The following is a 15,873-nucleotide window of genomic DNA, read 5'->3' as shown; positions in this document are numbered from 1 at the left end:
CGTAGCACTGCTACGTCTCTACATCCAGATTCATACTTTAATTCAGCAACGCCATATTTTTTCTAGTTGTTTAGGAATTGACAAAAGCGATCGCTCTTTCTCATTTATCTACTCCTAATTTTTCCCATGCGGACGATGAATAATTGTCTCCAAAACCCGCCGCTTGGCTTTCGGATCAATCCCTACCAAGCGGATATACTCACCGCTATATTCTGCCAAAGTTGCCTCTAAGTTTGAGATTGCATCAGACTCGGCATCAATGTGGCTATGAACACAACTTTGCCAAGAACCTGTGCGGAAACGGCGCTCATCTACGTGTTCAATACTAATTTTGTAACCTTGAGATAATAATTGCCGAATCTGTTCTTGTGTCTCTAGAGTCAAATGTGGACTTGATACTTCCCGTTTCTGGAATCCATTAGTTTTTGCTTCTTGAGTTGCACCATTGTTTGACGGCTGATTAATTGGGGTTACAGCAGCAGGTGGTGCAGATTGAGAATGTCTACCTCGATTGAGTCGGTTGTAATCATCAACCAAATGGGAATTTTCTACTCGTTTTTGTTCACCGACGAGGAAGTTACCAGACTCGATTAAGTGAGATAGGCTGAAATCTGGCTTTTTAAATTCTGGTGGCCCTTTAACGCTATTAACGATATTCAAGGATACTTGCTCAAAACCTACTTGATGGATGTAGTTGCGGATTTGTTCGTCATAAATACGCGATCGCAAAGCGCTAAAAAAGTCAATTGACTGGTTGACAAATTTATCAACTAGCTGTTCAACTTCCTTTTGTGACAGTCCATCCGGTTCAAAAATCCCTTTGACAATTCCCACCTTATCGTCTCGGTTTGGTTCCCAGTAAAATTTCTCCATCCGTCCATCCCGAATTAACGGTGCATAAAGGGTGGAAAAATCATTACCTGTGACAATAATCGGTACACGATGTAAAGGCGTGGAATCATAGCTTCCAGGCAACTGTACATCTGTGGGATTATCAGCAATATTCATCAGTGTGGCATTCACCAACTGCGTATTTACAGTATATTGAGTGCCTTCATCAAAGCGTCCAGCCCCCGCATCCAAATCGTTAATCATCAGTACACACATTTTGCCGCGTACTTTGATCAGTTCTGCTGTTTCCCGATAGCGCAGCCGAATCAACCGCGCTGGATCTCCTGCATCTGGACTTTCCAATTCACCGCCAGATATGTGAGTCACTTCGATACCCATTTTCTCGAAGACTAATTGACATTGAAATGTTTTGCCTTCTCCTTTGCGTCCGTGAATACCCAAAATCACGGGAACTCGCACGCCAGGAAGCTTTAAAAAGTTTTTGGTGATGTGAACAGCCAGTTTGTCCAAAAAGCGGGGAGCGATGTAGTAACCCATAAAATTATTTTGCCTAGCACTGCCTAAAGTAATGTTAAGTTTTTTTGGTGATGACTGTTTATTTATCTTTTGGTAGAAAAGCAACGCTATCTACCATATACGTCTTATTGGATATGCATCAAAAAGTTTATCAGCACTCAGTATAGGTATATTTTCTGCGAGTGCTTGTGAAATTAAAATTCGGTCAAATGGATCGCGATGATGTAAAGGTAGTGTGGCAACAACAGTAACATGGCTAATTTTGATATCGAGTAAATTAAAATCGTTCAGATTGAGTTGCTGTGTGATGAATATCTCAAATGGCTGATTGAAACTAAGCTTTCCTAAATTCTGTTTAATAGCTATTTCCTATAGACTAGCTATACTTAGCAAAATTTCATTATTTTCATCATTGATGAACTCTAGTACTTGATTACTAAGTCTTGAATTGTCAGTCACATACCAAATAAAAGTATGTGTATCCAACAGTAATATCATTCCATATATTCCTTAAAATCTTCCAATGGTTCATCAAAGTCATCAGATATTGTAATTAAACCTTTTGCGCTTCCAGGTTGACGGCGGCGTTTAAGTGGTGACACAGGAGTTAACTTCACCAAAGGTTGATTATCTTTGATGATGATAATTTCTTCACCACTGAGTGCTGCTTCAATTAAGTCGGGTAAATTTTTAGATGCTTCAGCTAGAGTAATTTGCTGCATAGTTATCACCTTTGAATATAAAAGTCAGGTGTTACCACTATCCTAACTTTGAATGCTCGATTAAGTCAGAGGAAACCAATTTAACCAAGCGTCCCAATTTTCTACGATTTGGGCAAATTCTGCATAACCGCCTGCTCTTGGATGAACACCATCATTATCTCTTGCTTGATTAATCCAGATATTTGATTTTTCTAATATCGGAAAAACGTCTAAATAAGGTACATTTAATTCTTTACAAATTGAAGCATATTGCTTAGATAAATTAGTAATTCTCTGCTTTCTTCCTGGATCTTCTTGTTCTTCATATGGTGCTAGTCCAATCATCAAAACAGGATACATCGATTTGGCTTTAATTAAAATTTCACGCGCATTTCTGATAGAATCTACCAAATCTATGCGAGTTTTCCCATTTTCTACTGTTGTGTCATTCAATCCAAAAGAAAACACAACTCTGCCATCATATTCTTTGGGCAAACGAAGCGATACTTCCTGTAACCAACGCTTTGTTATATCAGTACTCGTATCACGCCTAATCCCTAAATTATAGTAAGTAATGTCATAACCTTTTTTATTAGCATTTGCAGATACTCTCCCTGTCCAACCAAGACATTCTGAGTCGCCAGTGCCGTTAACAAAAGAGTCACCAACAAAGCAAATTCTTACTTCCGGCAGACGCTGTAATTCCATTTATTATATTTAAAAAAAAGAAAAGGTTTATGCAAAAGGGCGTCGAGTTATTTTCTGCGTTGCTCTGCGTTTTCCTTCTCTGCGAGACGCTTCGCGAATGCGTTCCTTTGCATTTCAAAAAAAAATCTAGTAAATAGGAGAGGCAGATAATTCTACCTCTCCTATGGGGATAAACTAATTACTTAGAGCTTTGCTAGCTTTAGTATCTGTTGGGTTTGTGAACCAAAAAGCTGAGAACTTGGCACTGCTTGATGTTGTCAAAACCCACAACACGGATATAGCTGGTGTTGAATTGAGAACGGCATCCTTGAACTTCGCTCAATACTTCTTGAGTAGATTTAGCGCCGAACAAAGGTAGCTTCCACATTGTCCAATATAATTCTGTTGGCTCAGAAGTTTCATTGAACTCGATCGCTGGAATGTAACCTTGATTCAAAATATATTGGATCTGCTTGGCAATTTGAGCGTCAGACAGGGGTGGCAGATAAGAAAGGGTTTCGTAACGACGCTCTTTTGGTAAAGTTTGCATAGCTTTTGATAATGGGTTGCGATTTTGACTACTAGGTTGACCGAACTAATTAGATAAGTTATCCAAATTCGGATCTGAAGTTGTTTGCTGTTCTGGTTGCAGACTGGGGCTAGATGTGTCTATTCGTGTAATGCGTTCTAAATGCTGGCGACGCTGTTCCATGTTGGCTTGCTGAATGCCAGTGCGAACCATTTCCGGTAAAAATTCGATGATTTCTTCCGCAATGTGTTCTCTGACAGTCATGATTCGCAAAGCCAAATCTGGTTTCTCTCGCAACAGTTGCTCAATGTATGATTCACCATTCTGAATTTTGCCAGCAGAAAAGTTATGCAGCCAAAGTTCTAATGGAGGATTCGTTTCGCCTAGCTGTGCCAATACTGTCCTTAGAGCCTGATAAGTCAGATAGCTTTGGAGAGTTTTGGCTGTGTCCTTCGCAATTTGCTTAAGATTCATGCTTGACCCCAGCCCTGAAGAGTTATGAGTTATAAGTTAAGAGTTATGAATTAATGCAGAGCAAATCCTAACTCTTAACAGACGCGATGAATCGCGTCTCTACACTCTTGTACAGACGCGATTCATCGCGTCTCTACTTCTTAACTCCTAACTTTTGATCAGACGGTATCCATTGCTTCAAACTCGAACTTGATTTCTTTCCACAGTTCGCAAGCAACAGCTAGTTCAGGAGACCACTTGGCAGCTTCGCGGATGATATCGTTACCTTCACGAGCCAAGTTGCGGCCTTCGTTACGAGCTTGAACAACGGCTTCCAAGGCGACGCGGTTAGCGGTTGCACCAGGAGCGTTACCCCAAGGGTGACCCAGAGTACCACCACCGAATTGTAGTACGGAGTCATCACCAAAGATTTCTACCAGCGCGGGCATGTGCCATACGTGGATACCACCAGAAGCAACTGCCATTACACCAGGTAGAGAAGCCCAGTCTTGGGTAAAGTAAATACCACGAGACTTGTCTTGCTCAATGTAGTTTTCACGCAATAGGTCAACGAAGCCCATTGTGATGCCGCGCTCACCTTCCAACTTACCAACTACTGTACCGGTGTGGATGTGGTCACCACCAGATAAACGTAGAGCTTTAGCCAATACACGGAAGTGGATACCGTGGTTCTTTTGACGGTCAATTACAGCGTGCATCGCACGGTGAATGTGCAGCAAGATACCGTTATCGCGGCACCAACGAGCCAATGTGGTGTTGGCGGTGAAACCTGCGGTTAGGTAGTCATGCATGATGATGGGCTGTTTGAGTTCTTTTGCGTACTCAGCCCGTTGCAACATTTGTTCGCAGGTAGGAGCGGTGACGTTTAGGTAGTGGCCTTTGATTTCACCGGTTTCTGCTTGAGCTTTGTTGATAGCTTCAGCTACGAACAAGAAGCGATCGCGCCATCTTTGGAATGGTGCGGAGTTGATGTTTTCGTCGTCTTTGGTGAAGTCCAAACCACCGCGCAAACACTCGTATACAGCGCGTCCGTAGTTCTTAGCGGAAAGACCCAATTTGGGCTTAATGGTACAACCCAGCAAAGGACGACCGTATTTGTTTAACTTGTCGCGCTCAACTTGGATACCGTGAGGAGGCCCTTGGAAGGTCTTGATGTAAGCTACTGGAAAGCGGATGTCTTCTAGACGCAGTGCCCGCAGAGCTTTGAAACCAAATACGTTACCTACAATTGAGGTCAATACGTTGGTTACAGAACCTTCTTCAAACAAGTCCAAAGGATAGGCAACGTAGCAGATGTACTGGTTGTCTTCACCGGGAACTGGTTCGATATCGTAACAACGACCTTTGTAGCGATCGAGGTCGGTGAGCAAGTCTGTCCACACAGTTGTCCAAGTACCTGTGGAAGACTCAGCCGCTACAGCCGCACCTGCTTCTTCGGGAGGAACACCAGGCTGGGGTGTCATGCGGAACGCAGCTAGAAGATCGGTATCTTTTGGTGTGTAATCGGGTGTGTAATAAGTTAGTCTGTAATCTTTAACCCCGGCTTGATACCCAGACTTGCTCTGAGTCTTCGTTTGAGCGTAAGACATATTTTATCCTTCCCTGAAATCACTCTTGTTAATTATCAAATCACGTTTTGTGCAACTTCCCCTCACCCGATTTTTCCCCCCTTCATCGGGGAGGAGATCAGGAAAAATTTTTGTTAGGGGTTGTTTTTGGCAAAGGGTAGCAGTTCTTTTGCGGCGGACACTTTGGTAGCGGTGGTAGCCCTCCTCACCAGTGTTATCCCCTTCTAGGGGTACACGACCTAGCGCTTCTACTGTTTCCTCTTCCTACGAATCAAAATTCTTTTTTACCTCTTCTTCGCACCCAACTAAACCTTCTCAATTTCACCAAAACTTCCGCTTTTTGCGGTTAGCATTTAGATAATTTCCCTACAAATCGGGGTATTCAGGGGATTGGGCTGGATGGCACACATTCCCGCCTCTACACTCCCTATATCTTCTCCGTTGTTGGAAAAGATACCAGAAAATAATTTACTTGACAGAGATTTAGCAGAGTCGTGAGCGTAAAGATAAAAAATTGCACACCACGTAATTTGTAACTTATTCCACAATATATCAATAATTCGATAAGTTTTTCTTTGAAAGTTTTTAACTTATATATTTAATTTTGTTATTACATAAAGATTTAAACATTTTGTTACAAATGCTTTACAACGTGTCATTAGTAGTGTGTGGGAATTGGGGATTGGGGATTGGGCATTGGTAATGAGAAAGTATTCCTAAATATTTATTTCCTATTCCCCAGTCCCCATTCCCTATTCCCTATTCCCCATTCCCCAATGTTTAAAAAATCCCAACTAGGGGAACACTGGAATTAACCCAAAGCCAGTTTAGGTAACGGCTATGGGTACTGTCTCCAAAGGAAATGTCGCCGTGGTATTGTTTTGCAAGCGTACTAGTTTATTTACTTCTTCTATCTTGTTGGGGTTGATAGCTTTGCCAAGTATAGGATGGGCACAAAAAACCCCTGATATTAAATCATCTGATTTAACCCCTGCTTACCCAGCTTCTGCACCGCCACCACGAGTAGAACCCTTACCCGATGAGCGGGGAGTGGAAGAAAATTCGCCAAAAACTGATTATCGGGTTGGTAACTTACTAGGAGATATTACAGGCAATCTTTGGGTAGGTTCTTGGCGGGGACTATCGCGCATTGATCCTAAAACCGGCAAGATTATTTCTCGTGTTAGTTTACCGAATGTTGCTATTGGTGCTTTAGCCCAAGACAAAGTAGGACGTTTGTGGGTAGGAAGTTACGAGGGACTGTTCCGAGTAGACCCCCGCACTAGCGAAATCACCGCGCAGAATTTATTTTTGCCTTCTAAAAGGGTGTTGTCATTGTTAGTTGACAAACGGGGTTATTTGTGGACTGGAACCGATAGCGGTTTGGCCCTAATCAGTCCCGACCAAGGATTGATTATGACAACATTAAAAAATCTGCCTGGTGTTAGCGCCAACACCCTGACTTTAGATGCTGAAGGTCAACTTTGGGTTGGCACTCTTGATGGATTGGTGCGGGTAAATACTTCTAGTGCTGCGGTTATGAAGCGGATTGCCGATTTACCGGGAACTACCGTACAAGCTTTAGCTATCAGTCCAGAAGGATTAATTTGGGCGGGAATGCCCAATAATTTGCTAGTTATTAACCCAAAAACTGGTGCAGTGCTGCGGTCTGTAACTCGTTTGCGTGGGCGTGACGTGACAGCGATACGTTTTGCTAAAGATGGTAGTGTCTGGGTCGGGACTAACAATGGTTTGTTACGATTAAATCCAAATACAGGCGCTGTGTTAGATGCAGAAGTTGCTGGGCTTCCTTCTAGTCGGGTTCTTGCCCTTGTACCTGACATCGCCAATAAATTATGGATCGGCACTAGTGAAGGTCTAGCTTGGTTAATGCCTAAAACTGACAGTGCAAAACCCCATATTGCTTTCAGTCGCGCTGTTAAATGAGGGAATGGGGAGTGGGGAGAGACGCGATTAATCGCGTCTGTACAAAGTGGTGAAATTCCCTACTCGTACTCCCTACTCCCTACTCCCTACTCCCCACTCCCTACTTAGAAAAATGGCAATCACTACCCAGCAATTAATTCAATGGAAACAACAGGGACGTTCAATTGTGGCGTTGACCGCCTGGGATTATGCGATCGCCCAACTCATCGACGCAGCTGGTGTAGACTTAATCCTTGTGGGCGACTCTATGGCAGTAGTTCTAGGGTATGAAACAACACTGCCGATAACTTTGGATGAGATGATATACCACGCCAAATCTGTGCGCCGTGGGGTTAAACGCGCATTAGTGGTTGTAGATTTACCATTTTTGACGTATCAAGAAAGTCTCCAGCAAGCGATGCACTCAGCTGGGCGGGTACTGAAGGAAACGGGCGCTCAAGCGGTAAAATTAGAAGGTGGCTATCCAGCGATCGCAGAAACTATTGCTCGTTTGGTACAAGCTGGAATTCCGGTAATGGGTCATGTCGGTTTGACACCGCAATCAGTACATCAACTCGGTTTGCGACAACAAGGGAAAACGCAAGAAGCGAGTGAGAGGATTTTACAAGAAGCGATCGCTCTGGAACAAGCTGGTGTATTTTCTCTCGTTTTAGAGCATATCCCCGCAGATTTGGCAATGCAGATTACACAAAAATTGAGCATTCCTACAATCGGTATCGGTGCCGGAACTCACTGCGATGGACAAGTTTTAGTTACCTCTGATGTCCTCGGACTTACTGAGAAGCATCCACCATTTGCCAAAGTTTACACAAACTTGCGGGAAACGATTACTAAAGCCGTGCAAGATTATGCCGTGGAAGTGCGCGATCGTAAATTTCCATAAGTATGGAATTTACGATCAAAAAATACAATAAGCTGCTAAATGGCTAGTTTTCCATCTGGGATAATTTATGCAATCAGAGAGCAGCACATTATAAAATTGCTGAAGTTCAAAATTGTGCCTTAACATCCAGAGTGAAAACTGACAGCATCTTTTATCGTTTATTTCAAGAATTTCCCAGTATCTTCTTTGAACTGATTGGGAATCCTCCTGAAACTGCAAATACCTATCAATTCTCTTCAGTTGAAATCAAACAAACTGCCTTTAGAATAGATGGTGTATTTCTTCCCACTCAATACGAAGAAAATCCAATTTATTTCGTCGAAGTTCAATTTCAAGCAGATTTAGATATTTATTTACGTCTAGTTTCAGAAGTATTTCTCTATTTGCGGCAAAAGAAATCTAAAAATTCTTGGCGAGGAGTGGTGATTTATCCCAGAAGGAATATAGATACTGGTGAGCGACAAGATTGCCACGAATTCTTCAACAGCAGTCGTATTAGTATAATTTACTTGGATGAACTAGGCGAAGCTGCATCACTACCAATAGGTATTGCTACCCTAAAATTAGTAATTGAAAATGAAGATACAACTATTACTACCGCCAGAGAACTAATTAACCGTACTAAACAAGCGGTAAATTTGCAACTACCACAAAAACAATTACTAGAATTAATAGAGACAATCTTAGTTTATAAATTGCCTAACATAAGTCGAGAGGAGATAGAAGCGATGTTTGGGTTAAGTGAGTTGAAGCAAACACGGGTTTATCAAGAAGCTGAAGAAGAAGGTAAACAAAAAGGTCGTTTTGAGGCAAAGTTAGAAGCTGTACCTAAACTCCTAGCACTAGGTTTAAGTGTGGAACAAATATCACAGGCGTTAGATTTGGATGTTGTACAAGTTCAGCAAGCAATACAGCAAACGCCTCCAAATGAATAAATTTAGACAAGTTATGTTTGGCGGCAAGCCTTTTCGCCTCTAAGCATTTTAGATTAACGCGATCGCTATCTTAACTACAAATATCAGCTAGAAACCCCATACTTGGAGGTGCAGCAATGGTACAACAAGTTACACCAGAAACCACCATCGAAGTCATCTACCCGGAAAGCGACGGACAGCCAATGGCGGATAATACAGAACAATTTGCATGGATTGTCAAAATTAAAGAAAATTTAGAAATCCTATTTGCATCACAACCTGATGTATTTATCGCCGGAGATGTGTTTTGGTATCCAGTTCAAGGAAACCCGAATCTTAAACAAGCGCCGGATACAATGGTGGTCTTTGGCAGACCAAAAGGAAAACGGGGTTCCTATTTACAATGGAATGAAGATAATATCCCCCCACAGGTAGTATTTGAAATACTATCGCCAGGTAACACCCTCAAAGAAATGACCAAAAAATTGCAGTTTTACCAGCGTTACGGCGTGGAAGAATATTATATCTATGATCCAGCTAAAAACGATTTAAATGGCTTGCTCGGTTCTGGAGATAGTTTTGAAGTTATTGAAGAGATGAATGGCTGGGTAAGTCCGCGTTTGGGAATCCATTTTACATTAACACCGGATACGCTGGAAATTATTTCTCCCACCGGGCAAAAGTTTTTGTCACCTGTAGAAATTGACCAGTTACGAGAACAAGAACGCCAAGCAAAGGAAGCGGCTTTAGAAGAATTAGAAAAAGAGCACGATCGCTATAAAGAATTGCTAGCTAAACTCAAAGAAAAAGGAATTGATACAGATAATTTATAATCGTTGATGTTCTATTTATAGAAGTAATGATAAGTTTATCTATTTTATTTATTTTTACTTCTATGATGCTGATAAATACTTATAATATTAGGAACTGAAAATTTAACTATGGAACAACAACCGATACAAGTAATTGGAGGTGGACTAGCTGGCACAGAAGCAGCGTGGCAAATAGCCCAAGCTGGAGTGCCTGTAATTCTGCATGAAATGCGTCCAAAACGCTTCAGTCCTGCTCATCATACAGAACATTTGGCAGAATTAGTATGTAGTAATTCCTTTGGGGCAATGGCAAGCGATCGCGCGGCCGGATTATTGCACGAAGAATTACGCCAACTAGGTTCTATTGTCATCTCAAAAGCTGATGAACACGCCGTACCTGCGGGTGGGGCGCTAGCGGTAGATAGGGGTCAATTTGGGCAAGACTTGACTCAAACTTTAGCACATCATCCTTTAGTTGAATTCCGCCGGGGTGAAGTATCTACGATTCCTGAAGGGATTGTGGTTTTGGCAACTGGGCCTTTAACGAGTCCTGACTTAGCCGAAGACTTGCGCCGCTTTACCGGGATGGAATACCTTAGCTTTTTTGATGCCGCTAGTCCGATTATTGTAGGAGAATCAATTAACCGTGATATTGCTTTTATGGCATCACGTTATGACAAAGGTGAAGCCGCTTATCTCAACTGCCCAATGAATAAAGAGCAGTACTTACGGTTTCGAGAAGAACTTTGTAAAGCGGAACAAACAGAACTCAAGGGTTTTGAACGGGAAACGGCGAAATTTTTTGAAGCTTGTTTACCCATTGAAGAACTAGCACAGCGGGGGGAAGATACCATGCGCTACGGCCCCCTAAAGCCAGTGGGATTGTCAGATACTCGCACAGGGGAACGTCCTTATGCTGTGGTGCAGTTACGACAAGAAGATAAAGCTGGTCAACTGTGGAATATGGTAGGATTTCAAACTAATCTGCGCTGGGGTGAGCAAAAGCGAATATTTCAGTTAATCCCAAGTTTGGAAAAGGCGGAGTTTGTCCGCTTGGGAGTGATGCACCGCAATACTTTTATTAATGCTCCTCAGTTAATGCATCCTACTCTGCAATTTAAAGAACGTCCAACATTGTTAGCTGCTGGACAGTTGATTGGTACTGAAGGTTACACTGCTGCGGCTGCGGGTGGCTGCTTGGCGGGAATTAATGCAGCGCGGCTAGCTTTGGGTAAAGAAGCTTTGGCTTTACCACCAACAACAATGATGGGTGCGTTATTGGAATTTATTAGTTCCGCTTCGCCGAAGCATTTCCAACCAATGCCGCCCAACTTTGGGATTTTTCCCGAACTGGGTGCGAAAATCAAAAGTAAGCAGGAGCGTTATGGACGTTACCGCGATCGCTCTTTAACCGATCTAGCAAGCTGGAAAGCTAATCATAATTAATGGGCATTAGGCATTGAAAAGAGGCAGAGGGGAAAACTCTTCTCCCTGCTCCCTACTCCCTACTCCCTACTCCCTTGCCTCTTTTTTAACGCCTGATTTTAAATTTATTTTGTTTAATAAAACTTCAAATAGGTTTATTATCCTTTAAAATCTTTTGCAGAGATTTAGGTAAGATATATGGCTGATATTGTTGATATTGCAGTTACGGCTGAGTCTTTCAAAACACTGGTGGCGGCTGTACAAGCTGCTGGTTTAGTAGAAACATTAAAAAGTCCTGGTCCGTTCACTGTATTTGCACCAAATGACGATGCTTTTGCCAAGTTACCAGCGGGAACTATTCAAACTCTGTTACAAAATATTCCCCAGCTAACGCGGATTTTAAAGTATCATGTCGTTCCAGGGAAGCTGCTACAGGCGGATTTGGCAGAACTCGGCACGGTTAATTCTGTGGAAGGTTCACCTATTAAAATTCATTCTTCCGATGGTTTTGAAGTTAAAAATGCCACAGTTTTAGCAGCAGATATCGAAGCTGATAATGGTGTGATACACGTTATCGATACAGTAATTTTGCCGGGTTAATTCAGCTAGGGTGGAAAACGTCCACCCTAGTTATCCAAAAATCTTTATAATTAACTAACTATTGGTAATATCAAAACGCAACCGCATAGTTTAATTTATGTTATGTTGATAATGTGATTACTCACTCATATGTTAATCTAGATTTCGTTATTTTAAATACAATAAATTAAAGCCTTAAAAAGCTAACATCTATCCCAACAAATTGATGCTCGATTTTAACACCTTAGCTGAGTTCTCTCGTGGCAACTGCGTAAGTATTTGTGCATTTCTTGTACCAGCAAATTTGCTTGTCACTATTTTAACGATGAGCCTGGTAGCGTTACGTCGCCCATCACATCAAGTGTGGCAATCTGCTGGAATTGCTAGCTTTTTCGCTTCTGTAATGATACTGCACGTATATACTTGGTTCCTGATTGGCGTGGTGATGGCTCCTACTTATATCTTGCTGTGGCTAGCAATCACCTGTTTAGTGACTAATTTGGCAGCAATTCTTTTTCAAAGACGCTACAGTAACAGCCCTAGTCTTTCCAACAACGCCTGATATATATACATACTCTCGATTGCACCATTTCTTCAACTCGCTGGTGCAAGTAATGCAAAGACTCATAGCAAGCAGCTTGTCGTTAGATAGTGAGCATCTCACTTTTGTAAAAACATGTTTTCCCTAGCGAATGGAATTCGCGGCTATACAGACAAAACCCACCTCCGTGGGTTTCAATCCTTTGAGTCCGCGTAGGTGGACTTCTCTGCGAGACGCTACGCGAACGTTTGTGTAGCCGCGATTTCTAATCGCCTAGTATATTTGCTTATAACGCTAACGGGAAGTTGGCATCTATAAGACTGATAACAACGGCGACGACATCGCTGATCAGTTCACAACTTATACTTATGATGCCAATGGCAAACTGACTCCCGCAGATATTGACAAAAATGGTGATGACACGATCGCTTTAATGTCAAAAATCTGATTCTACGAAGTCTCGCAGTATGAGACGTTGGATTTGTAGCGGTATTATCTGGAAAATTCTGCACGTAATTGATTGACTACCCGATCTAGTCCCACGGAATGGGCGGCTTTGAACAATAAACGATCGCCTGCTTGCACAAATGTTTTTAACCTAGCCACCAAATCAGCATGAGTTGCAAAGCACTCCGATGGGATACCTTCGGCACTAAGGGCGATTGCTTCGGCATCTTGTCCATCTACCAAAACCAACAAGCCATCTAAATTCAACTTTTTCACTGTTTCTCCCACCTGCTGGTGCAATTGTTGCGATCGCTCTCCCAATTCTTTCATTGCACCCAATACGGCAATCTTGCGCTTTCCGGGTGTGTCTGCCAATAATTGCAACGCTGCGATCATAGCTTCTGGTGCAGCATTATAAGTTTCATCTAAGATTACTACATCGTTCGGTAAGGTAAATCGCTGCGATCGCCCTGTCGGCATATCCACCATCACACCAGCTTTGAGGGTTGCCCAATCAATCCCCAACACCTTTGCTACCGCTAAAGCTGCCAAGAAATTAGTCGCATTGTGACGACCAGGTAAAGGTAGAGGTAGTTGGATTCCGGCAACTTCCACCTGGTCGTTATCAATTAATTGCCCTTGGATATCTCCACCAGAAAAGCCGTAAGTTAAAACTTCTCCGTGCCAAAATTTTGCTGCTGTGGCCATTAATAGAGGATTGTCGTGGTTGAGAATTGCCACACTATCAGCAGGCATTTCGGCTAACAACTCACATTTTGCCTCAGCGATCGCTTCTTCGGAACCCAGTAACTCAATATGTGCCGTCCCCACATTGGTAATCACTCCAATTGTTGGATGCGCTATTTGCGTTAGTTCGGCAATTTGTCCCCTACCCCGCATCGCCATTTCAATCACGGCGTAGTCATTGTCTGCACCAAGTTCTAGGAGAGTTTTCGGGACACCGATTTCGTTGTTATAATTTCCATAAGTTTTGTGAACTCGCCCGTTTGTTCCTAAAACTGCGGCAATTAATTCTTTAGTTGTAGTTTTACCTACGGAACCTGTGACACCAATTACAGGAATGTTAAAGCGATCGCGCCACCATCTGGCAATTTTCTGATATGCCTTGAGGGTGTCTTTTACCTGTAGTATAGGAAAACCGGGATTTTCGTATTCAAAATCCACAATTGCCACTATTGCACCCTTGGCGATCGCAGTTTGCACAAATTCATGTCCATCAAACTTATCGCCTCGCAAAGCTAAAAATACTTCACCCGGCTTTAGGGTACGACTATCTGTTTGTATACCGCTGCTGATTTGTGTTAAAGCAGTTTCAGATAAGTTTATAGGACTAGCCAAAAGAACTTCAACCAGTTGGGTTAGGGTGGCAGAACAACGCATAAGTAATTTACAATTTAAAGTTCAAAATTATAAAATCGAATTATGACACAATCCTATATTGAACAACAAGATTTATGACTTCTTGAAAAAGGCGCGAATCTAAGCCTAGCACCGCATGGCGGAAGTCAAAAGTCAAAATTCAAAAGTCAAAAGTCAAGAAGCTTATAGGTCAGACTTTTTGGCTACTTGGAATGAGTTGTTTATTTACGCCCCACTGTACTAGTCACAATAACACCAAAAATAGTGCCAAAGAAGCTTAACTCCTTTGGCACGCTTTGTTTATAAGCTATTTATATAGTTTAATTAAGCATATGTTTTCTCGCCTTATCCCCGGTTTTTAATTAAGATTACTTGCATAATTTGTATTGCTATCTCACTAGAAACACCTAAAGCTTGAGATAAATCATTTAAGAAGTTTTTTTCTTCTTTAGCTAGGATACCTTCAGCTAGAATTAGATCGGCGGCTACCGCAAAAGCTGTTTCCCGTAAGTCTTGAGATAGAGAATCTTTGGCTGCATTAAATAAAGCATTAAAGCCATCCCCTTGGAGTATGCCCAAGACTTTCTCAAATAGCTTGTTCATCATCTCATGGGGATAACTTTTAAAAAGTTTCATCCGAGATAACACATAAATGATAGAATTTGCTTGCTCAACAGAAAGGTAACCGTCTGATGCTGTTGCTAACAAAACAATGACAGCAAAAGCTTCCGGTGGATTGAGTGCTGTTTGGGTTTGGTTTTCGCCCACTACAGCGTCGAATAGACCCATTGTAGTAACTCCTTGGTTAGAGTCTCAATGGCGCTACAGTTACCTGTGTCTTTGATGCATTTCCAGGTAAGGGTGCAACGCTGTGAGACCTTCATGCTTTAGTGTTCCCAGGATTTATTCACAGCGAACACTTACACCCAATGGTTTTTTTACAATAACTACACTGGCATTTACAAACTTAGCGTTCTCCTGCCTTTTCTATTGTTTCAATTACCGCCAAACCTATACCAGAAGCTGCGATTAACAGTACTACTGATATCAAATAGGCATTGGTTAGCATCCGTAAAGCTTCATCGAAAAAAATATAGGTGGTCATTGCTTCACCTTTTGAAATTTGTGCTGCTGGTACTATTTATTTCTCCACACCTCGATAGGTGAATTTCGTTGAGAAACTGCTAGCAATTGCATCTTAACAAAACTTTAGCTCTTTCAGAACAACATTCAAACTTTTTATTTCTGAAGATTTGATGAATTTTAGAAAGCCTTTGTAAAAGAAATTACTTAGGCGGAGTTTAAAGCAACAATTGTGTCACCCGAAATTTACGTAAAGATAGTTGTTAAATTAGTCAACTAACTCACAAATAATCATGACAATAAATATACGCAAATTGCCTATTTTTGCAGACTATGTTGTGAAATCCCAAGGAAATATACAAGAAGATTCCCGGTTTCTGAGAGAATTCGGGAATCTGAGTTACAAATCAAACAGGTTTACTATAGGACTAGTATTTGTTTTCTGAAAAACTCAGTACAACTAAGAAGCCTTATTTTTCATTGCCTATTGCCTATTGCCTACCTACGTAAATCAGTTCAGAGATCAAATCGGATT

General features: G+C 41.8%; 17 protein-coding genes. 7 read left to right on the top strand and 10 right to left on the bottom strand.

Annotated elements, in window-relative coordinates; genetic code table 11:
• Positions 1-114: 114 nt before the first annotated feature.
• The 7 genes from VB740_RS12735 to VB740_RS12705 form a co-directional block, all read right to left on the bottom strand.
• Positions 115-1,389, bottom strand: a complete 1,275-nt coding sequence (locus tag VB740_RS12735; protein ID WP_323200362.1) for a ribulose bisphosphate carboxylase small subunit — start codon at positions 1,387-1,389, stop codon at positions 115-117.
• A 90-nt stretch (positions 1,390-1,479) separates the two neighbouring features.
• Positions 1,480-1,728, bottom strand: coding sequence for a type II toxin-antitoxin system VapC family toxin (locus tag VB740_RS12730; protein ID WP_323200363.1), 249 nt, complete (start codon positions 1,726-1,728; stop codon positions 1,480-1,482).
• 134 nt (positions 1,729-1,862) lie between these two features.
• The gene (locus tag VB740_RS12725) at positions 1,863-2,090 is read right to left on the bottom strand and encodes a type II toxin-antitoxin system prevent-host-death family antitoxin (protein ID WP_323200361.1); all 228 of its coding nucleotides are present in this window, start codon (positions 2,088-2,090) and stop codon (positions 1,863-1,865) included.
• A gap of 60 nt (positions 2,091-2,150) precedes the next feature.
• The gene (locus VB740_RS12720) at positions 2,151-2,777 is read right to left on the bottom strand and encodes a GDSL-type esterase/lipase family protein (RefSeq protein ID WP_323200360.1); all 627 of its coding nucleotides are present in this window, start codon (positions 2,775-2,777) and stop codon (positions 2,151-2,153) included.
• 199 nt (positions 2,778-2,976) lie between these two features.
• Positions 2,977-3,306, bottom strand: a complete 330-nt coding sequence (locus VB740_RS12715; RefSeq protein WP_323200359.1) for a ribulose bisphosphate carboxylase small subunit — start codon at positions 3,304-3,306, stop codon at positions 2,977-2,979.
• A gap of 45 nt (positions 3,307-3,351) precedes the next feature.
• A complete protein-coding gene (rcbX, locus tag VB740_RS12710) occupies positions 3,352-3,759 on the bottom strand; it encodes a RuBisCO chaperone RbcX (RefSeq protein ID WP_323200358.1) in 408 nt (135 codons plus the stop codon).
• Positions 3,760-3,917: 158 nt separating this feature from the next.
• Positions 3,918-5,348 carry a form I ribulose bisphosphate carboxylase large subunit gene (locus VB740_RS12705; protein WP_012410537.1) on the bottom strand — a complete coding sequence of 477 codons (1,431 nt, stop codon included), beginning with the start codon at positions 5,346-5,348 and terminating at the stop codon, positions 3,918-3,920.
• A gap of 819 nt (positions 5,349-6,167) precedes the next feature.
• On the opposite strand from VB740_RS12705, the gene VB740_RS12700 reads away from it, so the two are divergent.
• From VB740_RS12700 to VB740_RS12670, 7 genes are all read left to right on the top strand, one after another.
• Entirely contained in the window at positions 6,168-7,274 is a 1,107-nt protein-coding gene (locus VB740_RS12700; protein ID WP_323200357.1) for a ligand-binding sensor domain-containing protein, read from the top strand.
• A 112-nt stretch (positions 7,275-7,386) separates the two neighbouring features.
• A complete protein-coding gene (panB, locus tag VB740_RS12695) occupies positions 7,387-8,157 on the top strand; it encodes a 3-methyl-2-oxobutanoate hydroxymethyltransferase (protein ID WP_100900847.1) in 771 nt (256 codons plus the stop codon).
• A 131-nt stretch (positions 8,158-8,288) separates the two neighbouring features.
• The gene (locus VB740_RS12690) at positions 8,289-9,092 is read left to right on the top strand and encodes an Rpn family recombination-promoting nuclease/putative transposase (RefSeq protein ID WP_323200356.1); all 804 of its coding nucleotides are present in this window, start codon (positions 8,289-8,291) and stop codon (positions 9,090-9,092) included.
• A gap of 116 nt (positions 9,093-9,208) precedes the next feature.
• Positions 9,209-9,904 (top strand): Uma2 family endonuclease, encoded by a 696-nt coding sequence (locus VB740_RS12685; protein WP_323200355.1) that lies wholly within the window; start codon positions 9,209-9,211, stop codon positions 9,902-9,904.
• 108 nt (positions 9,905-10,012) lie between these two features.
• Positions 10,013-11,329 carry an FADH(2)-oxidizing methylenetetrahydrofolate--tRNA-(uracil(54)-C(5))-methyltransferase TrmFO gene (gene trmFO / locus VB740_RS12680; protein WP_323200354.1) on the top strand — a complete coding sequence of 439 codons (1,317 nt, stop codon included), beginning with the start codon at positions 10,013-10,015 and terminating at the stop codon, positions 11,327-11,329.
• Between the two features lie 177 nt (positions 11,330-11,506).
• Positions 11,507-11,908: a fasciclin domain-containing protein gene (locus VB740_RS12675; RefSeq protein WP_323200353.1), complete on the top strand. Its 402-nt coding sequence runs from the start codon at positions 11,507-11,509 to the stop codon at positions 11,906-11,908.
• 205 nt (positions 11,909-12,113) lie between these two features.
• Positions 12,114-12,449: a hypothetical protein gene (locus VB740_RS12670; protein WP_323200352.1), complete on the top strand. Its 336-nt coding sequence runs from the start codon at positions 12,114-12,116 to the stop codon at positions 12,447-12,449.
• A 471-nt stretch (positions 12,450-12,920) separates the two neighbouring features.
• Here VB740_RS12670 and VB740_RS12665 read toward each other — a convergent pair whose 3' ends face one another.
• The 3 genes from VB740_RS12665 to VB740_RS12655 form a co-directional block, all read right to left on the bottom strand.
• Positions 12,921-14,276 carry a UDP-N-acetylmuramoyl-tripeptide--D-alanyl-D-alanine ligase gene (locus VB740_RS12665; RefSeq protein WP_323200351.1) on the bottom strand — a complete coding sequence of 452 codons (1,356 nt, stop codon included), beginning with the start codon at positions 14,274-14,276 and terminating at the stop codon, positions 12,921-12,923.
• Positions 14,277-14,600: 324 nt separating this feature from the next.
• Positions 14,601-15,044, bottom strand: a complete 444-nt coding sequence (locus tag VB740_RS12660; protein WP_323200350.1) for a tellurite resistance TerB family protein — start codon at positions 15,042-15,044, stop codon at positions 14,601-14,603.
• A 178-nt stretch (positions 15,045-15,222) separates the two neighbouring features.
• A complete protein-coding gene (locus VB740_RS12655) occupies positions 15,223-15,360 on the bottom strand; it encodes a hypothetical protein (protein WP_167407653.1) in 138 nt (45 codons plus the stop codon).
• Between the last annotated feature and the right edge of the window lie 513 nt (positions 15,361-15,873).

The organism is Nostoc sp. UHCC 0251 (assembly GCF_034932245.1).
GTDB lineage: Bacteria > Cyanobacteriota > Cyanobacteriia > Cyanobacteriales > Nostocaceae > Nostoc.
Note: the sequence above shows the minus strand (reverse complement) of the source record. Positions and strands in the feature narration are given on the sequence as shown.